The 22,692-nt window shown below is 61.1% G+C and carries 10 protein-coding genes; 2 read left to right on the forward strand and 8 right to left on the reverse strand.

Annotation, left to right across the window (positions count from 1 at the left end; all coding sequences use genetic code 11):
- Positions 1-167 precede the first annotated feature (167 nt).
- The 6 genes from EKH80_RS20670 to EKH80_RS20695 form a co-directional block, all read right to left on the reverse strand.
- A complete protein-coding gene (locus tag EKH80_RS20670; RefSeq protein ID WP_126686696.1) occupies positions 168-1,043 on the reverse strand; it encodes a methylglyoxal synthase in 876 nt (291 codons plus the stop codon).
- Between the two features lie 160 nt (positions 1,044-1,203).
- Positions 1,204-4,014: a TonB-dependent receptor gene (locus EKH80_RS20675; RefSeq protein WP_126686697.1), complete on the reverse strand. Its 2,811-nt coding sequence runs from the start codon at positions 4,012-4,014 to the stop codon at positions 1,204-1,206.
- Positions 4,015-4,446: 432 nt separating this feature from the next.
- Positions 4,447-7,263: a TonB-dependent receptor gene (locus EKH80_RS20680; RefSeq protein WP_126686698.1), complete on the reverse strand. Its 2,817-nt coding sequence runs from the start codon at positions 7,261-7,263 to the stop codon at positions 4,447-4,449.
- A 418-nt stretch (positions 7,264-7,681) separates the two neighbouring features.
- Positions 7,682-10,453: a TonB-dependent receptor gene (locus EKH80_RS20685; protein WP_126686699.1), complete on the reverse strand. Its 2,772-nt coding sequence runs from the start codon at positions 10,451-10,453 to the stop codon at positions 7,682-7,684.
- Positions 10,454-10,966: 513 nt separating this feature from the next.
- Positions 10,967-13,738 carry a TonB-dependent receptor gene (locus EKH80_RS20690; protein WP_126686700.1) on the reverse strand — a complete coding sequence of 924 codons (2,772 nt, stop codon included), beginning with the start codon at positions 13,736-13,738 and terminating at the stop codon, positions 10,967-10,969.
- A 488-nt stretch (positions 13,739-14,226) separates the two neighbouring features.
- Positions 14,227-14,433 carry a hypothetical protein gene (locus EKH80_RS20695; RefSeq protein ID WP_126686701.1) on the reverse strand — a complete coding sequence of 69 codons (207 nt, stop codon included), beginning with the start codon at positions 14,431-14,433 and terminating at the stop codon, positions 14,227-14,229.
- A gap of 313 nt (positions 14,434-14,746) precedes the next feature.
- On the opposite strand from EKH80_RS20695, the gene EKH80_RS20700 reads away from it, so the two are divergent.
- Complete coding sequence (locus EKH80_RS20700) at positions 14,747-15,067, forward strand: hypothetical protein (RefSeq protein ID WP_126686702.1); 321 nt, start codon at positions 14,747-14,749, stop codon at positions 15,065-15,067.
- A 229-nt stretch (positions 15,068-15,296) separates the two neighbouring features.
- Entirely contained in the window at positions 15,297-16,610 is a 1,314-nt protein-coding gene (locus EKH80_RS20705) for a sensor histidine kinase (RefSeq protein WP_126686727.1), read from the forward strand.
- Positions 16,611-16,697: 87 nt separating this feature from the next.
- Here EKH80_RS20705 and EKH80_RS20710 read toward each other — a convergent pair whose 3' ends face one another.
- The gene (locus EKH80_RS20710) at positions 16,698-18,134 is read right to left on the reverse strand and encodes an FAD-dependent oxidoreductase (protein WP_126686703.1); all 1,437 of its coding nucleotides are present in this window, start codon (positions 18,132-18,134) and stop codon (positions 16,698-16,700) included.
- Positions 18,131-22,567, reverse strand: a complete 4,437-nt coding sequence (gene gltB, locus EKH80_RS20715) for a glutamate synthase large subunit (protein ID WP_126686704.1) — start codon at positions 22,565-22,567, stop codon at positions 18,131-18,133. Before gltB ends, EKH80_RS20710 begins: the two co-directional genes overlap by 4 nt.
- Positions 22,568-22,692 lie beyond the last annotated feature (125 nt).

Below are 22,692 nucleotides of genomic sequence, written 5' to 3' on the forward strand. Positions count from 1 at the left end.
CATCGGCATGGCGGCACCTCCGCTTGAGGGATGCCGCCATGCTCGCCCTACCTCTGCTCACCTACTGAGACTCGACGCTAATCAAGTGCTTGGCAGAGGAGCCCGTAGGCTGGGATGACAATCCCAGCATCGTGATGCTGCATGCATGCTGGGATTGTCATCCCAGCCTACAACTGCGCCGCACGCTTTCGTGCTGCATCAGCCCAGCGCGCAGCCACTCGCGGCGATGTCATGCACACGGCGTCATCGGTCACCGTGGTCACCGCGCGTTCCAGCAATTGGATATCCGCCTCGTGCTGGCGCGCCACATGCGGGTCCTCAAAGAAGATCGCACGCTGGCAGCGCCGCTCCAGCACCAGGTCGGCAATCTGCGCGTCGCCGCCCATCGGGCCGCTCTGGTAGCGCTCCACCCAGTTCTCGCCTTGCGGCCAGCCGCGGCTCCAGGCCAGCTCGTTCAGTTGCTGGCCGGTGGTGCCCGTGGCCACCCTGCGGGCGAAACGCGCGAGCACATCGAAGTGATCGGCTGCGTACGCCATCATTTGCGGCTTCATCGCGTCATGCGCAATCAAGGCGATGGTCTGCTGTTCCAATGCATGCAGCTCGTTGGCGCCAGGGTCGGGCGCCAATCCGGCCTGAAGGCGCTCCATTTCGACCCAGTCGCGCGCCGAGGCCACGGTCGAGATGAAGGGCTTCTGGTGGATCACGCACTGGCGCTTCAAGGCCACGGCCTCGGGAAAGATCGAGGAAGGGTCGACCGGATCGATCAAATAGATCGCACCGTCCAGCGTGCGCTGTGGCGCATGCATGCCTACTACCTCGGCCACCAGCTTCATCAAGCCACCTTCGCGGCCGTACGGGTAACGCAGCAAGCCGGAGTAACTGGCAAGGCAATCGCTCCGCTCGATGGCCGCATGGGTACGTCCCACCGCGTGCAGATGCAGATCCAACTCACGAATGCCCTGTCCGCACGCTCGCAGCCAGCGGAACAGCGCTGCGTCGTCGTGGTCATGATGAAGCGCGTTGGCGGCAAGGCCCATCCGCATGAGGCTTTTCCCCTACTCGGCATGAAAGTCAGGCATGCATTGTCCACGACAAGGCGTCCATCCAACCAGGTGCCCAGGCTTGCCGCATGCAAAGAAAAAGGCGCGCCGGTTGCCCGGCGCGCCACAATTTGCAATGGAAGGGTTCCCTGCTCGAAGCAGTCTAGAACTTCACCTTTACGCCGACGTTCCAGAAGCGGCCGACGATGCCGGCGAAGTCGTAGGTCGGGTTGTACAGGTTGGCCGCATAGTTCAACGGATCGATCGGCGGCTTGCGGTCCGTCACGTTGTCCACCGAGGCCGTGAACGTGATGTGGTCGTTGAGCTTGTAGCTGCCCACCAGGTTGGCGTAAGTGAACGAGGACAACGTACAGTTGTGGGCCAACGGACCGCCGTTCGGGCCCAGGGCGTCGAAGCATGCCGTGGTGCCAGTGACGTCCTGCGCCGATTCAAACTCCTTGCTGGTGAAATAGATCGTGGCAGTCAGGCTGAGCGGCCCCCACTGGACGGTATTCGCCCAGTTGCCACGGGTACGGGGCGTACCCGCACCGGAAGACAGGTTGTACGGACCCTGCGTGCCGACGTAGCTCTGGATCTGCCCGGCGGAATCCTGCTTCCACTGGAAGATCTGCGTGCCCTGCAGTTCGCTGATGTACGTGATGCCGTTGCCGAACGTAAAGTGCGCCTGCAAATCCAGATCGACACCCGTGGTCTTCAGCCAGTTGCCGTTGACGTAATCGGCGCCCACGAAAACCGGACGCAGCGGCGCATTGGGATGTAGCGGATCGGGTATGTCGAACTGCATCGTGTAGCCGGGCAACACGGTGCCGGTGGCGTAATAGTTCTGCAAGGCGACGCCCGGGTTCGCCGGGACGATCACGTTGCTCTTCCTGATGTTGTAGTAGTCGATCGAGGCGTTCAACCAGCTGACCGGCTGCACCACTACACCGAAGGTGAAGCTGCGCGACTTCTCCGGCTTCAGGTTGGGATTACCCGAGCTGCCTTCTTCAATCGAGTACGGTATGGTCACGTAATTCGAATTGCCGTGTGCGTTGATGAACGACGCCGGCGCCCCCTGCCCCACGACCGAGCTGTTGACGAAGCCTGCACTGAAGCTGCCGGGGCCTTCGCCGAATTGCGGGGCGCGGAAACCTTTCGAATAAGTGGCGCGAAACGCCACCCAGTCCAGCGGCTTCCACTTCAGGCCGACCTTCGGCGAGGTGTTGTTGCCGACATGCGGGTAATGGTCGAAGCGGCCGGAGACGTCGACTTCCAGGCTTTCCAGCAGCGGCGCATCGAACTCGGCGTAGATACCGCTTACGTTACGTTGGCCGATGATGAAGGTGTTGCCCAGACCTTCATAGATGCCGCCCGGATTGAGCTGCTGCTGCAGCTGTGCTTCATGACGGAACTGGATACCGGTTGCGAAGCCGGTGGGGCCGCCCGGCAAGTCGAACAGTTGGCGGTTCACGGAGAAGTCGAACACATCCATGTCCGCATGATTGTGTGCGACATCGGCTGGCGAAACCGAATTGCGCACGGCTGCGCTGTTGGCCGACGGATTGGCGAAGTTGTAAGTGCCGTTGGCGATGGCGTTGGTCAGCCCTTGGTAGCTGATCAAGCCCAGGATCGTGTACCCCATCCACTGGTGGTTGCCTGTCAACGACGCCTCATAGTTCCAGTCGCCGAAGGTGCCTTGCAAGTCGATCACGCCGCGCAGGTTGTGCGTATCGGTGGCGGTATAGGCTGGAATATCACCGAACAGGTAGTTGATGTTCGCGTACTGGCCCGGGAATGGGTTGGATGGATTTCCCGGCGGCAACTGAATGTTGTCGGTGTTGACCGGTACGGGGTTCTGGATCTGGCTTGGCGTACCAGGAGCGTGCAGTACGGACTGGTAGTAGCTTATGCCGACATAGGCCTTGGTGGTGTCGTTGAACTTGTAGGTGAAGCGGCCATACAGGCCATCCCGGTTCGTGAACTCCTGCGCGTGGCCATACTGATTGAACTGATCCTGTGCGCAGTACGTGCCCGTGCCCGGCCCCGCGCCCGGAATGGTCACGGACTGAGTACCACCAGTGCACGGACCCAGCGGCTGGAATGGACCGGTGATCGCACCGCCTGCGTTAGGTCCTGCCGGCGCTACGGTGCCGACCGATGAGCCATTGATGTTCAACGGGTTGCCGAAGCGTATATCCGGGCCGCCGATGGCGGTGTAGTTCGCGCTATTGAAGGGATAGTCGCGATCCTTCAAGCGGATCGCCTGATTCTGCTCCCATTCCGCGGTGAAATAGGCGTTGTAATGATCCTTGTCCAGATCACCGATACCGCCCATCAAGGTGGCACGTTTGTGGAAGCCGCCACCATGCTGCGAATTTCCGACCTCGGCGCTGCCTTCCACGCCCTGGAAGCTGGGCTTGAGGATGATGTTGATCACACCGGCGATCGCGTCGGAGCCGTAGATCGACGAGGCGCCGTCCTTCAGCACTTCGATGCGTTCGACGGCGACCAACGGTAGCGTCTGCAGATCGACGAACGAACGGATGCCGTCGTCCACCAGCGGATAGCTGGCCGAGCGCTTGCCGTCGATCAGCACCAGCGTGGAGTTCACCGTCAAGCCACGCAGTGCGACACCCGCGGAACCCGTCGCGAAGCCACCATAGAACGAGGGCGGAATGCTACCGCTGTTATCAGCGGAAACCGCTCGCACCACATCGGAAATATTGGTGAAGCCCGAACGTGCGATGTCCTGTGCGGTGATCACCGTTACCGGCGATGGCGTTTCAGTATCGACACGCGGCAAGGCAGAACCGGTGACGGTAATGGTCTGCAATTGTTTGGCAGGCCCCTGCTGTTGCTGCGCTGGTGCGGTGGCTTGCTGATCTTGCGGGACAGTGTTTTGTGCGAAAACCGCTCCGGTGGCAGGCGCCAACAACAAACCTGCAAGCGCGAGCGCAAGTTGATTACGTTTCATTTGGAACCCCTCCAAGGTCTAACCGTTAATGGTGTAACCGCTTGTGAGTTGCCCAATCGATCCGCTGGATAACAAGTTGTAGTGGAATCCTTCCAGACCCCAAGCGCGGTCTACCACACTGAGCCGTTATGGACAAGTATTTAACATCGGCAGGTAATTGCGACCCCGGCGATGCAGCAGCACCCAGCAAATAGGCAGTGAGGTAGCGAATCTTTGCGAGACCGCGTGCTTAAACGATTACATGTGCGAAGGAATCGTGCGTAATATGTTGCGATTTCACTTAATTTTGATGCGAAATAATGCGCTGCAACAGCCGTCTAACTTTTCACCCGCGCAAAAATAACGGCGCGTCGAGCGACGCGCCGTTATGGGGACTACACCGAATTTAAGAATGCATAACGAAATTCACGTCATGCATGACCGGTTCGGTGCTTAGAACTTCACCTTCACGCCGAGGTTGAAGAAGCGACCGATCACGCCATTCATGTCGTACGTAGGGTTGTAGTTATTTGCCGCATAGTTCATCGGATCCAGCGGAGCCTTGCGATCGAACACGTTCATGATCGAAGCGGTCAGCGCCACGTGCTGGTTGATGTCATAGCGGCCGGTCAGGTCGAAGTCCAGGAACGACGACAGGTAGCAGCTTGACGGGAACGGCATGCCCGTGGCCGTGTTGACCGACTGGCATCCCGGGCCAAGATCCGGCGATGTCATGCTCTCGCCGCTGGTGTAGTAGAACGTACCAGTGACGGTAGCCGGACCGTAGGTAAAGGTGTTCGCCCACGAGCCACGCAGACGAGGTGTACCTGCACCCGACGACAGGCTGAAAGGACCGTGCGTGCCGACGAACTGCATCACGGTGCCGTCCGGCTGGGTTTGCTTCCAGGTGAAGATGTCGGTGGCATTGACGTCACTGCTCCAATGCACGCCGCCGCCAATGTCCTGCTCGAAGTGGACGTTCAGGTCGACACCCTTGGTCTTCAGCGAGTTGGCGTTGATGTACGGCGCCTCGACGATCAGCGGACGCGGCAGCGCGTTCGGGAATTGCGGATCGGGAAGGTCCGCAATGACCGCCGTGCCAGCCGGCAACGGCTGGCCTGCCGCATAAGCGGCGAGCGCAGCGTTCGGGCTCGCCTGCACGATCACATTGGTCTTCTTGATCTGGAAGTAGTCCAGCGACAGGCTGAGGTTATGCAGCGGCTGGAAAACCGTTCCGAACGTGAAGCTGGTTGACTTCTCCGGCTTGATGGCCGGGTTGGCGGTCGACAACTGACCCAAGGTATAGGGATTTACGTAAGCGTTGTTGCCATGGGCCGCAGCCAGGGACGCCGGCGGCGTGTAGGTCACGAAGCCTTCGGCTTCGGACGAACCGTTTTCAGCGAAGCTCGGTGCGCGGAAACCCTTCGAGAACGTACCGCGAACGGCGATCATCTCGGACGGCTGCCACTTGAAGCCGACCTTCGGCGCAAAGTTGTTGCCGAAGTCCGAGTAGTGGTCGAAGCGGCCGGAGGCATCGAGTTCCAGCGACGTCAGTACCGGCGCATCAACTTCGACGTACGCACCGGCAACGTTACGGCGACCAATGGTCTGGGACAGACCCAGGCTCTGCGCTCCGGCCAACGGATTGAGCTGCGGCGAGTTCTGCGCTTCATGGCGCACCTCGGCACCGGTCGCCAGACCCAGCGCACCGCCGGGCAGGTCCCACAACTCGCGGCTCGCGCGGAAGTCGATCGAGTCCAGATCCGTGGTGGCCTGGCTGGCGATGGTCGGAGCCAGTGCACCACGCGTCGACGCCGAATTCGCGCTCGGGTTGACGAAGTTGTACGCACCCGTGTTGATGTCGCTGATCAACTGGTTGTAGTTGATGAAGCCCTTGTTATGAATGTCCAACCAGGTGTGGTTGATCATCACCGAGGTATCCAGATGCCAGCCGCCAACCGTGGTGGTCACGTCGGTGGTCAAACGGAAGTTGTGGTTGGTGTTGTCGAACGAGCCCTGGTTCGGCAGGTCGCCAAACGCATAGTTGATCAGCGCGTACTGGCCCGATGCCGCATAAGGGTTGTTCGGATTGAGCTGGCCGTTGGCAAGCGTCGGCGGCAGCGCGATGCCGTTGGTGTTGTGCTGGAATCCGGCTTGGATCTGCGGCGGCGCGCCGTTGGTGGAAACCACCTCGGTCTGGAAGTAGCTGGCGTCCAGGTAAGCGGTGGTGACATCGCTCAACTTCACCGTGAAGCGGCCGGAAATGCCGCCACGCTTGACCTCCGGTGCGATTTCGCCGTACTGCGAAATGAAGTTCTGCGCGCAGTAACTGCCCGGATTGTTCGGATCGTTGGTCACCAAGCTTGCGGCGGGGCCGCAGCCACCCGAAGCGAGAATCTGCGTGGGCGTGCCCGGTGCGGCGACCACTGCTCCGGAGGCTGTCATCTGGCCCGGACGCACGGTGCCGTAGATCGAACCCGAATTGTTGCCCGGCTGGCCACCGATGAGGTTGTTGCCTCCGATGGAACTCAGGTTGCTGGTGTTGTACGGGAAGCTACGATTGCGATTGTAGATCGGGTTGTCTTGCTGATACTCAACGTTGACGTAAGCATTGTGGCCATCCTTCTGGAGGTCGCCGCCACCAGCCAGGAACGTGGCGCGGCGCGTGAAGCCACCACCGTGCTGCGAAGTACCAACTTCCGCCGACGCTTCCACACCCTGGAAGTTGCTCTTGAGGATGATGTTGACCACGCCTGCGATAGCGTCAGCGCCGTACAGCGACGAGGCGCCATCCTTCAGCACTTCGATACGCTCGACCGCATTCATCGGGATCGAGTTCAAGTCGACGAACGAACGCTCGCCGTCGTCAGGCAGCGCATAGTTGGCAACGCGATGACCGTCGATCAGCACCAGCGTGGAGTTGACCGTCAAGCCGCGCAGCGCGACGCCCGACGAACCCGCGGCAAAGCCGGCGGTGAACGAGGTGGGGATGGTGCCGCTATTGTCAGCGGAGATGGAGCGAACCACATCGGAAATCGTGGTAAACCCGCTGCGAGCAATCTGCTGCGCAGTGATCACCGTCACCGGCGAGGGGGTTTCCGTATCGACGCGCGGCAGTGCAGAACCGGTCACGGTGATGGTCTGCAACTGCTTGGTGTTCTGGCCCTGATCCTGCGTGGCAGCAGCAGGGGCGCTCTGTGCGAAAGCAGTCCCGGCGATCGGGGCAAACAACAGGCCCGCCAACGAAAGCGCAAGCTTATTACGAGTCATTTTTCATACCCTCCGAGGTACAGCTGATTGTGATTCGCCCAACTAAGGGATGTTGCAGATAGGGGAAAGTTGGGCGTGTGGGGACACAGCGCCGAAGTCTTCCACAGACTCAAGTAGTCCGACAAGTCCTTAACATCACGTAATATTTTGCGGCGACATGGCGTTTAAGCTCGAGAAGCTAATCCCGCATTGCACAACGAATTGGTGAAAATTCAGCGCCACCCCGTCGTTATGAACCTGTTGATCTTTGATATGACGTTGCCGACCAACATGGTCCAAGCCTTAACAAACGCTAGAGATTGACCCGATGCGCAGCGTGGATGACATAAGCCAAAACGGCGCGTCGATCACTCGACGCGCCGTTTGGCTTTTCAACTCAAACTGCATCGCGAAAACCGATGCAGCGATACCGCTTTACTTACAAGAACGTGTACTTCGCACCCACCGTGAAGTAACGGCCGATCGCGCCGCTGTAATCCAGCGGGTTGTAGTTCAACGCGCCGTAGGTCTGCGGATCGATCGGAGCGATCTTGTCGAACACGTTCTGGATCGTACCGAACACTTCGAAGTTGCTGGCGAAGCGATAGCGGGCCGAGAGATCCACCGTCGTGAACGCCGGGATGCGGCAATGCGCCGGGGCTTCCGAATTATCGGCAAAATGGTTCTTGCACGGAGCATCCGCATCAACCACGTTCTTGAACGAGCCGCGATAGTTCACCGTGCCGCTGAACGAGAAGTTCTTGATATCCCAGTCTGCGTTGAGCTGCCCACGATAACGCGGCGTGCCGATGCAGTTGGTGGAATCGCAGTTGCCGTGTGTGCCGGCGTACTGCACCGTGGTGCCACCGTCCTGGCGTGCGTAGGAGATCAGACGCGTCGCATTGAGGTCGAAGTTCAGCTTGCCCGCATTGCCCAGGTCGAAGCGCTGGGTAAAGTCCATGTCGATGCCACGCACCGAAGTCGCCGACGAGTTGATGTAGGTGCCTTCTGCCGCCAGCAGGGTACCGCTGTTGGCAATGCCAGCCAGATTGTTGTCGGCGCGGAGCACACGGCCCGCGGCGATGGCTGAGGCAGCCGTGCTCTGGTTGATCTCGTCGGTACGGCGAATGCGCCAGTAGTCGACCGTGAGCGAGGTATTCGCGTTCGGCGCCAGCACGAAGCCGCCGGTGTAGCTGCGCGAACGCTCCGGCTTCAGATGGGCATTCGGACCGGTGATGTTGGCGATGGTGATGTTGCAGTCCGTCGCCGATGCACCCGCAGCAGGGAGGCCGTTCGGGCAACGCACCGGATCGGAGACATTGGTGTAGCCGGCGGCAGTACCACCACTTTCAGCCGGGTTCGGCGCACGGAAGCCACCGGCAAACGTGCCACGCAAAGCCAGCCACGAGGTCGGCGAGTACTTGATGCCGAACTTGGGTGTGACAGCGGTGCTGCCTCCCTTGTAGCTGTCCACGCGGCCGGCGGCAGAGAGCTCCAGATTGCTGAGCACTGGTGCATCCAGTTCGGCGTAACCGGCTGCGACCGACTGCGACCCCTTGTAGGCCGAGTAACCCAGGCCGATGATGTCGCCCTGCTGGGTGTACGTGACCGGAGTCAGCTCCACGGCCGAGCGACGGTATTCGGTGCCGAGCGCCAGACCGAGCGCACCGCCGGGCAGTTCGAACAGCGAACGCGTGACCTTGGCGTCGATCGAGTCGAGCACGCTGCTTGCATCGGCGTTCAGCGTCGGCGAAATGTAGCCGTAGATGCCAGGGTTGTTGAGGTACGAGTTCTCGCCAATGCGCCAGTACCCGTACGGGCTGTTGGGATTGGTGAGCGCATCGTGCACCGTGCTGTAGCGCAGATAGCCCCAACGCGTGCTGCTGAGATCGGTGCCCGAGTGCAGGTAGGCGGCATCGTAATCCCACTCGCCATAGGTGCCCTTCACGCCGACCAGGAAGCGATAGAAGTCGTTCTTGGTCTCGATCCGGCGCGGGCCCACGTCCCAGGCGGAATAGCGCAGGCGCGCGTTTTGGCCAAGGATGTTGTCCGGATCACCGGCCCCCATCACCGTCGCACCAGCACCGCTGCTGGCATTGATCGCGCCACCCGGATAACCCCAGGCGCCGGACACGCCAGACGGCGTGGTCTGGAACTTGGAGTCCTTGTCGTTGTAGCCGAATTCGCTATAGAGCTGGGTGTTGTCGGAGATGTTGTAGGTGCCGCGCACGAACAGGTTGATCGAGCGGACGTTCGGCGTGATCAAAGCAAATTTCGCCGTATCCCACACGCAACCGCCACCGCCGCCGGCCTGCGAGATGCCGGAGAACTGGCCGCAACCGGGCAGCGACTGGTAGATACCGGTGGCCGGGTCACGCAGGGCGCCGGTCGGCGAACTGCCGGCCACCGCACCGCCGCCGGTGATCGCGCCGCCAAGGAACTGGCTGCCGGTCGTGCTGTAGCCCCAAGGACGCAGATCGCCCGTGCCGATCCACTTGCGATCGGTGCGGTCGCTGACACGAATCGAATCTTCCTTCATGCCTTCGAGGTTGAACAGGATGTTGTAGCGATCCTTGTTGATATCGCCCATGCCGGCGGTCAGCGAGGCCTTGTAGAGATTGCCGTCGCCATTGCCGGAAACGCCGGCCGAAACCTTCGCCGTCGCGCCCTGGAAGTTGCTCTTCAGGATGATGTTCACCACACCGGCGATCGCGTCGGAACCGTAGATGGCCGAAGCGCCGTCCTTCAGCACTTCGATGCGCTCCACCGCTTCCATCGGAATGGTGCTGAGGTCGGTGAACACTTTCTGGCCGTCGTCGGCCAGGCCGAACGATGCCATGCGGCGGCCATTGAGCAGCACCAGCGTGGAGCCGGCGCCCAGGCCGCGCAGCGAAACGCCGGTGGCGCCGCTGGCAAAACCGTTACCGAAAGTGGACGGAATGGAACCGGCGCCATCGGAGGTGAGGCGCTGCAGGTAATCGGCCACCGTCGGCAGGCCGCTGGCCTGCAGATCCTTCGCGGTGATCACCTGCACCGGCGAAGCGGTCTCCAGGTCGGTGCGAGGAATGCTCGAACCAGTCACCACTACTTTCTCCAGCGTCTTGCTGGAGGACGATGAATCCTGCGCGTTGGCCGCCAGTGCGAAACCTGCGGTACCCGCAAACAAGGTCAACACGATGGCGTCGCGCAGCCGCGTCGTTTTGAAACGCATAAAGGAACTCCCTCTTTTTCAGCAGATGTGGGGGGATGGGTAGGGCTCTGCTGACTCCCCTCGCGCATCAACTTACGCCGTAAGAAGGTGCGCTTAGACGCATGGTAAACAAATTTCGCAATAAATTAACAGTCCCGCTCGAACCAGGAAGATCGCCGGAATGGTCCGTTCAGGCAGCAAAACTTCACCAAGTCACTGAATATCAAGGCAGTCGAGAACAGACACTGGTTTGTGCGAACGCAATATATTGCGTCAACATACGCATCGCTCAGACAAATCTTTGGGTCGGTTTGAGGGATGGGAGCCATGCGCCGCAGTAGGCTGGGATGACAATCCCAGCATCGCGCGGGTTGCAAATGCTGGGTTTTGCAACCCAGCCTACGATGGTCATCCCAGCCGATGCGGACCCGATCAGGGCAATACAAAACAAAACGGCGCGTCGATGACTCGACGCGCCGTTCGGCTTTACCACTCAAACCGCATCGCGAAAGCCGATGCGGCGGCATCGCGAGCTTAGAAGAACGTGTACTTCGCACCCACCGTGAAGTAACGGCCGATCGCACCGCTCGAATCCAGCGGGTTGAAGTTCATCGCGCCGTAGGTCACCGGATCCAGCGGAGCGATTTCGTCAGTCACGTTCAAGATCGAGCCGAACACTTCGAAGTTGTCCGCGAAGTGGTAGCGGGCCGACAGGTCCAGTGTGGTGAACGACGGGATGCGGCAATGCTCCGGCGCATCCGTGCCGTCGGCGAACGCGCTGTTGCACGCAGCCCCCGCCTCCGGTACGTTTTTGAACGCGCTGCGATAGTTCACGATGGCGCCGAGCGAGAAGTTGCGGATATCCCAGTCGACGCTGATCTGTGCGCGATGGCGCGGCGTACCGATGCAGTTGGTGGTATCGCAGTTGCCGTGGGTACCAGCGTACTGCACGGTGCCGTTGACGTCCTGGCGTGCATACGAGATCAAACGCGTGGCATTCAGGTCGAAGTTCAGCCGGCCGTACGTGCCCAGATCAACACGCTGCGTGAAGTCCATATCGACGCCGCGTACCGAAGTCGCCGCGGAGTTGATGTAGGTGCCTAGCGCAGCGAGCAACGTACCGCTGTTGGCAATGCCGGGTAGGTTGTTATCCGAGCGAACCACGCTGCCTGCCGCGATCGCTGAAGCGGCCGTGATCTGGTTGATTTCGTCAGTACGGCGAATGCGCCAGTAGTCGACGGTCAGCGAGGTATCCGCGGTCGGCGCCAGCACGATACCGCCGGTGTAGCTGCGCGAACGCTCCGGCTTCAGATGCGTATTCGGCGTAGTGATGATGCCGATGGTTTCCAGGCAGTCGATCTGCGAAGCGCCCGGCAATGGCTTGCCGTTCGGACAACGCACGGGATCGGAGGCATTGGTGAACGCGGCCAGATGTCCGTTGGTTTCGGCCGGATTCGGCGCACGGAAACCGCCCGCGAACGTACCGCGCAACGACAGCCACGGCATAGGCGACCACTTGAGGCCAAACTTCGGCGTCACCGCGGTGCTGCCTTCCTTGTAGCTGTCCACGCGACCAGCAGCCGAAACTTCCAGCGTGCTGAGCACCGGCGCATCCAATTCGGCGTAGCCGGCAGCTACCGACTGCGCGCCCTTGTAGGCCGAATAGCCCAGACCGATGATGTCGCCCGTGTCGGTATACGTGGTCGGCGTCAGTGACACCGCCGTACGGCGGTATTCGGTGCCGAGCGCCAAGCCCACCGGACCGCCCGGCAGATCGAACAGCGAACGCGTGACCTTGGCATCGATCGAGTCGAGCTGGCTGCTTGCGTTGGCGTGCAGCGTCGGCGAGATGTAGCTGTAGATGCCCGGGTTGTTGAGGCCCGAGTTCGCACCGAGGCGCCAGTAGCCGAATGGGCTATTGGGATTGGTGAGTGCATCGCGCACCGCGCTGTAACGCAGGTAACCCCAGCGCGTGCTGGTGAGATCGGTCCCCGAATGCATGTACGCGGCATCGTAATCCCACTCGCCCCAGGTGCCCTTCACACCGACGAGGAAGCGGTAGAAGTCATTGTCGGTGCGAATGACGCGCGGCCCCACGTCCCAAGCGGAATAGCGCAGACGCGCATTCGCGCCATAGGGGTTGTCCGGATCGCCAGGGCCTAGCACCACGGCACCCGGACCACTGCTGGCATTGATCGCGCCACCCGGATAACCCCATGAGCCGGATACGCCCGACGGAGTGGTCTGGAACTTCGAAACCTTGTTGGAGTAGCCGAATTCGCTATACACCTGAGTGCTGTCTGACACCTTGTACGTGCCGCGCACGAACAAGCTGACCGAGCGGTCGCTCGGCGTGATCCAACGGAACTTTGCCGTATCCCACAAGCAGCCACCACCGCCACCGGCTTGAGAGATATTGGAGAACTGCGAACAACCGGGCAGCGAGGCATACAGACCCGTAGCCGGATTGCGCACCGCACCGGTCGGCGAGCTGCCGGCTGCGGCGCCGCCGCTGGTGATCGCGCCGCCGAGGAACTGGCTGCCGGCCGCGCTGTAGCCCCACGGACGCAGGTCACCCGTGCCGATCCACTTGCGATCGCTGCGATCGGTGGCGAGGATGGCGTCGTCCTTCATGCCTTCCAGGTCGAACAGGATGTTGTAGCGATCCTTGTTGAGGTCGCCGGTGCCGGCGGTCAGCGAAGCCTTATAGCGATTGCCGTCGCCGTTACCGGAAACGCCCGCCGAGACTTTCGCCACCGCACCGGTGAAGTTGGTCTTCAGAATGATGTTCACCACGCCGGCGATGGCATCGGAACCATAGATGGCCGAAGCGCCGTCCTTCAGCACTTCGATGCGCTCCACCGCTTCCATCGGAATGGTGCTGAGGTCGGTGAACACCTTCTGGCCGTCGTCGGCGAGGCCGAACGACGCCATACGGCGGCCGTTGAGCAGTACCAGCGTGGAGCCGGCGCCCAGGCCGCGCAGCGAAACGCCGGTAGCGCCGCTGGCAAAGCCGTTACCGAAAGTGGACGGAATCGAACCGGCGCCATCGGAGGTGAGGCGCTGCAGGAAATCGGCCACCGTCGGCAGGCCGCTGGCCTGCAGATCCTTGGCGGTGATCACCTGCACCGGTGAAGCGGTTTCCAGGTCGGTACGCGGAATGCTGGAACCGGTCACCACCACTTTCTCCAGCGTCTTGCTGGATGACGATGAATCCTGCGCGTGGGCCGCCAGGGCGAAGCCGGCGGAACCCGCAAACAAGGTAAATACGATAGCGTCGCGCAGCCGTGTCGTTCTCAAACGCATATGGCAACTCCCTCTTTATCTGCAGCAGATGTGGGGACGGGTAGGGCTCTGCTGACTCCCCCTCGCGCATCAAGCTACGTCGCAAAAAGATGCGCTCCAGGGGATGTTAAGCAGATTTCGCAATAAATTAACAGTACCGTTTGGACCAGAAAGTTCGCCCACTTGGCCTGTTCAAACGAAGAAGTTTCGCCAAGCCACTGATTATCAGGATCATCGAGAAACGGGCATCGCTTATGTGCAAACGCAACATTTTGCGCCAACTCAGGCCCGCTCGAACAAGTCCAAGGGGCAGTTCGAGGGGTTTGGCGGATACGCCGCTGTGTAGGCTGGGATAGAAATCGTAGGCTGGGTTGCAAAAACCAGCATTGCCATGCACGCAACCTGCGCGATGCTGGGATTGTCATCCCAGCCTACGTTGAATAGATCGGGGCATAAAAAAAGCGGCGCCATGAACAACACCGCCTTTTGATCCTCATCAGCTATACGACTTAGACCTCAGCTACCGCTTTTACCGCCGTGCTAACCAGCATGCTCGCGATGCTCCTGCCGACCTCACTGCCGTCATACACCGCGCGCACGAACAAATTCGCATCACGTACATTGTCGCCGCCTGCAAAGAACTCTGGATGGCTGGCCTGATGCGACAGCCGGCCACGTGCGCCAATCACTACTTTGCCGGATCGCGCTCGTTTCACTCTGGACGTCCCGAGTACCGCAATTTCGTAGCGACTTCCGCAACGATTCGCCATGCATGCCCATCGTCGACGAGATTGGCAAAACGCTGAATATCGCCCGTTGATGCATATGCCAAGCCGCACACACAAACCAACATTCCCCTACATCATCAGCAGAGCAGATTTGTTAGCGTGGGCTCGTCACCCACGCAATCAACCGCAACCGGCAATTACCCCGCGTGAGTGGCCCTTGCAGCAATGCCAGGAGTAGCGCGGATCGTGAGAGTTAGAGGCTCCCACGACCCGCTAAACCACAATCAAAGGACACTTGATCATGGTCTCCAGAAATAATACGGCACGCACGCACCCATCTGAACCCTTCTGGCTCGGTGAACCCTCACGGCACCCCAAAGACCCACAAAGAGGCGAGCGATACACCTACCTGATGAAGCTCGCCGGCACTAGCCTGGCCATTCATGTCATCCGAAACCTACTGAAAAACAGCGAAGGCTTCCATCGCGCAAAAGCTGCCGATAGTGCGCCCGAGCCCGGACAATGGCCGCTCTCACCCACTCAGGTCGATGGCCTGTATGCCGCTTTGTATTTTCTTCGCCGCCACGGCGATGACATGCTGATGGCTGAGCAAGACGGGTAGTTCGTCTGCGCACGCATAGCCCTAACGCGACACGTCAATCGGAGGATGATGTGTCGCATAGGGATAAAAGGGATATTCGCGATTGACGTGCCTCCGCCGTTGTTCCCTTCGCGGATGCCTGTCAGGGCGAATTTACATCATTGGTGACGCACCCCTACCACAGGTAAGGGGGCTTCGAATCCGCATTCTTCATCCCCAACTCTTGGGTGCCCAGAAATCCGTGAAGCCAATTTATCCCAGACGCAAGTTACGTTTTCGCCTTATTCTAAGTTTTTTGCTATTTGGCTTTGGTCTGACGACGCTTTTTGCCATAGCGTCGTTTGATATTCGTTCACGGGTCGAAGACCAACTGGTCTCAGCTTCGTTGCAACAGGATGTGAATCAGGCTGTGACGCACGCCATCGATCATCCAGATGAGCCAGCGCACTCGCAGCTGATGGAGGCGTGGATTAAGAGTAATAGCACCCTCTATAAGATGCCGATGGCATGGCAAAACTTAGAACCCGGAATTCACGACATTACAGAATTTGGCGATGACGGTAAACAACGACACTACAAATTGGCAGTTCAACGCAAAAAGGATGTCATAGGCTTCCTTCGCTACGATGTGTCGCGTGAGGACTTAGGCGATAAGCAATTGATTTTTGCGTTGACTGTGACCGTCGTGCTTTTTACTTTGCTTTCGTTTGCACTTGGAGTACGGCTATCGCGCAAGGTTCTGAAGCCATTGAGTCAATTGGCCGTACGTCTTAGCGATTCCCGTAAAGCTGGTAAAAGCGAGCCACTAGCTACGCATTATTCAGATGATGAAGTTGGTGAGTTGGCAATGGCGCTGGATGAGTATGCTGCACAGCTCAGCGCCATGGCAGAGCGCGAGCGCGAATTCAATTCGGACGTGAGCCACGAATTACGTACACCGTTGGCAGTGATAGCCAGCACTACGGAGCTACTCCTCGACTCACCCGATATGACGGAAAAGCTTCGGGAGCGAGTTAAGCGTATAGAAAGGGCGTCGCGTCAAGCCACTGAGTTGATTGAGGCACTTCTTCTTCTGGCGCGTGCTGAACGCCGAGGCCCGACTAGAGGCGAAATTTCCGATGTCGCCAAAGTGGCGGCAGACGTCATCGAAAGTCAACGTCCCCAGATGCGTGGAAAATCAATCGAAGTTGAGTTGCGGATTATTGGTAGCAAAGTGCTCACCGTCAATGCGCCGGCGGCGGTCGTTTCGGTCGCATTGACCAATTTGATTGGCAACGCGATTAAGTACACCCTTGCAGGTAAGGTTCAAATCGATGTGGGTGATAAGAGTGTTGAGGTAATCGACACGGGGCCTGGAATTAAACCTGAAGATGCTCAGCGACTATTTCAACGTGGTGTGCGTGGTGAAGGTGTTGGTGGTAGTGGTGCTGGCCTGGGTCTCGCCATTGTGCGCCGGTTATGCGATCTCTATGGCTGGACTGTGTCCATGCATCCACGGACTGACACCAATGGAGCGATTGCTAGACTCATATTTGAGCGGGTCCCGTCACCTAGCGACGCCTAAACGCTGCACAAAGATCGTGATTGACGGTAAGCGTCCGGCCTAGCCACCTTGCTCGCGTGGCAATGCTGGGATTGGCATCCCAGCCTACTAGCCCACTGCCATCTCTTTTGCTGTTGTGCTGACCAGCATGCTGGCGATGCTCCTGCCGGCTTCACGGCCGTCATACACCGCGCGCACAACCAGGTCCGCACCACGTACGTTGTCGCCGCCGGCAAAGATCTTCGGGTGGCTGGTCTGATGCGGCAGCCGGCCATGCGCGCCGGTCAGCACTTTGCCGGAGCGCGCCAGTTCCACCCCATGCGACGCCAGCCAGTTCGGCGGACTCGGCAGGAAACCGAACGACTGGATCACCACGTCCGCGGCGATCTCCGTTTCGGTACCGGGAATGTTCTGCGGACGCGGACGTCCGTCGCCGCTATCGACCAGTTGTGTTTCCACTACGCGCACGCTGCGCACTTGGCCGTTGCCATTGCCGAGGATGGCCACCGGCTGGCGCTGGAACAGGAAGCTGACGCCTTCTTCTCGGCTGTAATTCACCTCGCGTGCGGAACCGGGCATGCTGGCTTCGTCGCGACGATATACGCAGGTCACGGACGCCGCGCCAAGACGAATCGCAGTGCGGTTGCAGTCCATGCCAGTATCGCCACCTCCCAGCACCACCACATGCTTGTCCTGGAAGTCGAACACGGAAGCCGGTTCATCGCGCAGCAAACGCTCGGTATTGGCGATCAGGAACGGTAAGGCGTCGTGTACGCCCAGCAATTCGCGTCCGGGCAGTTCGCCATCCACAAAGGTGTAGGCACCGGTGCCGACGAAGACTGCATCGTATTCCTCCAGCAGGGCGCCGAATTCCACGTCGCGGCCGATTTCCCTGCCAAGCAGGAAACGCACGCCCATGCCTTCGAGTACCTCGCGTCGCGTGCGCACCACGCCCTTGTCCAGCTTGAACGGCGGAATGCCGAAAGTGAGCAGGCCACCGATCTCACGCTGCCGATCGTAGACATCCACCGCAATGCCTTCGCGACGCAGGCGATCAGCACAAGCCAGGCCGGCAGGACCTGCGCCAATCACCGCTACGCGATGGCCGGTCTCGCGCACCTTGGAAAGATCCGGGCGCCAGCCCTGGCGCAAGGCCTCGTCGGTTACCCAGCGCTCGATGCTGCCGATCGTCACCGCGCCGAATTCGGTCTGCTCCAGCGTGCAGGCACCTTCGCACAGGCGGTCCTGCGGACACACACGTCCGCAGATTTCCGGCAGCGGGTTGGTTTCATGCATCAGCGTTGCCGCTTCCAGGATGCGGCCCTGCTGCACCAGCTTCAGCCAGTTGGGAATGTAGTTGTGCACCGGGCAAGCATGTTCGCAATACGGGTTGCCGCAATCGATGCAACGCTCCGCCTGGCTTGCCGCCTGCGGCGACGCGAAGTCGCCACCGATTTCACCGTAACCCAGCACGCGCACAGCCACGGGGACGGTGCGCGGCGGCTGTCGGGGTACTTCGAGGAATTGGAACAGCTTTGCGCTCATGCCGCCCTCCGCAGTTCTTCGGCCAGCACGGCGAGGCTCGCGGCTTTCGGTTTCACCAGCCAGAATTTGTATTGCAGGCCGCGGAAATCACGCAGAATCTGCCGGCCCCATTCGCTGCCGGTCAATTCGACGTGGCGGGTCACCAGTTTCCGCAGGTGCTGCATGTAATTTTCCATCCCCTCGGGTGAAATACGCAGGATGTCGACCAGCTCGTGGTTGTAGCAGTCGACGAAGTCACGCTCGATGTCGAGCACGTAGGCGAAGCCGCCGGTCATGCCGGCACCGAAGTTGAGGCCGACCTTGCCGAGCACGGCGACCACGCCGCCGGTCATGTATTCGCAGCAGTGGTCGCCTGCGCCTTCCACCACCGCCATCGCACCGGAATTGCGCACCGCGAAACGCTCGCCGGCGCGGCCGGCTGCATATAGCTCGCCATCGGTGGCGCCATACAGGCAGGTATTGCCGATGATCGCCGCGTCCTGGCTGGCATAGGGCGCATCCGCTGGCGGACGAACCACGATGCGGCCACCGGCCATGCCCTTGCCGACGCCATCGTTGGCTTCGCCGACCAGCTCGATGTGCACCCCGCCGGCATTCCACGCGCCCAGGCTCTGGCCGGCCGCACCTTCCAGTTTCAGTTCGATCGGGTGACCGTCCATGCCGTGATCGCCATGACGGCGCGCCACCTCGCCCGACAAGCGCGCGCCGATCGCGCGATCGGTGTTTGCGATGCGATAGGAGAAGGTCCCGCCGCTCTGGTTGGCCACCGCTGCGGCGGTGTCGGCAGTGATGCGCGCAGCAAGCTCGGCTTCGTCGCGCATCGGGTTGCGGGGCAGCGTGCAGGCGAATTCGCTGCTTGCGCTCAAGCCGGCGCCATCGATCAGCGGCGAGAGATCGAGCTTGTGTTGCACCGGCGTGACACCTTCCAACTGCTCAAGCAGATCGGTGCGGCCGACGATCTCGCCCAGCGAACGCACGCCAAGTCGCGCCAGATGCGCGCGCACGTCCTGGGCAATGAAGCTGAAATAGTTCATCACCATCTCGGGCAGGCCGATGAAGTGATCCTTGCGCAGCACCGGGTGCTGCGTGGCCACGCCCGTGGCGCAATTGTTCAAGTGGCAGATGCGCAAGTACTTGCAGCCCAGCGCCACCATCGGGCCGGTGCCGAAACCGAAGCTTTCCGCACCCAGCAGCGCTGCCTTCACCACGTCCAGGCCGGTCTTCAAGCCGCCGTCGGTCTGCAGGCGTACGCGGCCACGCAGATCATTGCGACGCAAGGTCTGTTGCGTTTCGGCCAGCCCAAGCTCCCACGGCGTGCCGGCATACTTGATGGAGGTGAGCGGGCTCGCGCCGGTGCCGCCATCGTGGCCGCTGACGGTGATCAAGTCGGCACCGGCTTTCACCACGCCCGCGGCGACCGTGCCCACGCCGGCATGCGAGACCAGCTTCACTGAAATCAGCGCGTCCGGATTCACCTCCTTCAGGTCGTGGATCAGCTCGGCCAGATCCTCGATGGAGTAGATGTCGTGATGCGGCGGCGGCGAAATCAGGCCGATGCCGGGCTTGGCATAGCGTAGGCGGGCGATGGTGGCGTCCACCTTGTGGCCGGGCAGCTGACCACCTTCGCCGGGCTTGGCGCCTTGCGCGATCTTGATCTGCAGCACTTCGGCATTGACCAAGTAGGCGGGAGTGACGCCGAAGCGGCCGGAGGCTACCTGTTTGATCTTCGAGGCGCGCTCCGTACCGTAACGCGCAGGATCTTCGCCACCTTCGCCGGAGTTGCTGCGCGCTCCCAGCCGGTTCATGGCGATCGCCAGCGCTTCATGCGCCTCCGGCGACAGCGCACCCAAGGACATGCCGGCGGAGTCGAAGCGCTTGAGGATCGCATCGACCGGTTCGACCTGCTCCAACGGAATCGGCGACTGCGCTGCCTTCAAGCCCAGCAGGTCGCGCAATGCGGCCGGCGGACGGTGATCGACATAGTCCGCATACTCGCGGTAGTCGCGCGCATTGCCGGTGCGTACCGCCTTTTGCAGGCTGGCGATCACGTCGGGGTTGTACATGTGGTACTCACCGCCGTGCACGTATTTATACAGCCCTCCGGCACGTAGCGATTGCGCCTGGTTCCAGGCTTCCGCTGCCAGCAGGCGCTGTTCGTGCTCCAGGTCGGCGAAGCCCGCGCCACCGATGCGCGAGGGCGTTCCCGGGAAGCACAGCTCCACCACCTCCGGCGCGAGACCCACGATCTCGAACAGCTGCGCACCGCGATAGCCGGCAACCGTCGAGATGCCCATCTTCGACAGGATCTTCAGCAGGCCCTTGCGGATGCCACGGCGATAGCTGCGGCCGATCTCCAGCCGATCGCCTTCGATATGGCCTTCGCGGCCCAGCTCGAACAGGCTCTGGTACGCCAGCCACGGATAGATCGCGGTGGCGCCGTAGCCGATCAGGCAGGCGAATTGGTGCGGGTCGCGCGGCGTGGCGGTTTCCACAATGATGTTGCAATGGCAGCGCAGGCCTTCGTCGACGAGGTGCGCGTGCACCGCGCCGGTCGCCAACAATGAATGGATCGGCAGCAGGTCGCGCTGCGGATAGCGATCACTGAGGAAGACCAGCGCGCATCCGTCGCGTACCGCCTGCGCCACTTCGCGACACAGGCGGCGCAAGGCCGCTTCCAACCCTTCTTCGGGCGCATGCATCAGATCGAAGCGCGGGGCTTTGGCGTATTGCGGCATCGCAAGCAGCTGGCGCAGCTTGCGCTGCGAAAGCACCGGCGAGTTGATCAGGATCTGCTTGGCGTTCTCGGGCTTTAGTTCGAACACGTTGCCTTCGGGACCGATCTGGGTCACCAGCGACATCACCAGCTTTTCGCGCAGCGGATCGATCGGCGGATTGGTCACCTGCGCAAAGGCCTGGCGGAAACGGTCGAACAACGGACGCAGTTGTCGGGACATCGCCGCGATGGGCGTATCGTCGCCCATCGAACCGGTCGCCTCCGCTTCCAGCTCTGCAATCACTTTCAATACGGTCTCGCGCTCTTCGCGCGAAAGGCCGTACAGCTTCTGGTAACAGCGCAATTCGTCCGCCGGCAGCGGCTCGGCGGCCAGCGACGGATCGATCAGATCCGATTCCAGATAGCTGACACCCGCGCGCAGCCAATCCCGGTACGGCGCCCGCTTGCGGTTGATTTCGTCGATGTCCGCGTCGCGCAGCAGGCGATGAGCCCGGAAATCCACCGCGATCATTTCGCCCGGCGCCAGGCGCCCCTTGGCGATCACGCGTGAGCTGGGCACGTCCCACAGGCCGGCTTCGGAGGCGACGATCAGATGGTTGTCGTCCGATAAAGCCCAGCGCGCCGGACGCAGGCCATTGCGGTCGAGCGTGCACACCGCGTAGCGGCCATCGCACATCACCAACCCAGCGGGGCCGTCCCAAGGTTCGCTATGCAGCGCGTAGTACTCGTAGAAGGCGGCCAGGTCTTCGTCGATGCCTTCGCGCGCGGCGAAGGCCGGCGGCACCAGCACGCGCATGGCGGCGAGCATGTCCAGTCCGCCGGACAGCAGCAGTTCCAGCGCATTGTCGAGGCTTTCCGAATCCGAACCGCTCTGGCGCACGAACGGACCGATGTCGGAGAGATCCACCTGCGGCGAACGCCACACCTGTGCGCGCGTCTGCATCCAGCGGCGATTGGCGCGGATGGTGTTGATCTCGCCGTTGTGCGCCAGCAGGCGGAACGGCTGCGCCAGGCGCCACTGCGGCGTGGTATTGGTGGAGAAGCGTTGATGGAAGACAACGGCGTCGGCGGCCAGTGCAGGATGGCGCAGATCGTCGAACACGTCGCGCAGGCGTCCCGGCGCGGCCATCGCCTTGTAGCCGATCACCTGCGAGGAAAGCGACACCACATAGAACTGTCCGTCGTCGGCCAATGCATGCTCGGCACGGCGGCGCGCGCGGAACAGCGCGCGTTCGAAGCTGGCATCGTCCATGTCGTCCGCGGCATTGACGAAGATCTGCCGCACCACCGGCCGGGCCGCGGCAGCAATCGGGCCGCAAGCTTCCGCGTTCACGGCCACATCGCGCCAGCCGGCCACCTGCAGGCGCTCTTGCGATAGATGACGTTGCAGCGTCTTGGCGGCCTCGCTGTCGGCCGATTCAAGGAATACCAGGCCGGCGGCAAAGCGCTCGCCGAGAGGGATGCCCGCCTGCACGGCCAGCGTCCGCAGCCACGAATGCGGATGGTGGATCAGCACGCCGCAACCGTCGCCGGTGACCCCGTCGGCATTCACGCCGCCGCGATGGGAAAGTTTGGCCAATGCCGCGAATGCCGTATCGACCACCCATTTGCTGGCACGGCCATCGATCTGGGCAACCAGACCAAAACCGCAGCTGTCGTGTTCAAAACTAGGGTCGTACAACCGCGGTGCCACCGACATGTCTGAAGTTCCTCCCGGCTCGCTAGGGCGCAAAAAGCCTGCCGCTTGCGATCAGCGGCAAGCGCTTGCGAAAAAGGCTTGCAGCCCGACTTTAAGCACAACTTGTGCGTCGCGTCAAAGCCGGC

Origin of the sequence: Dyella choica (assembly GCF_003977665.1) — a bacterium.
In the GTDB taxonomy this organism is placed as follows: Bacteria; Pseudomonadota; Gammaproteobacteria; order Xanthomonadales; family Rhodanobacteraceae; genus Dyella_B; species Dyella_B choica.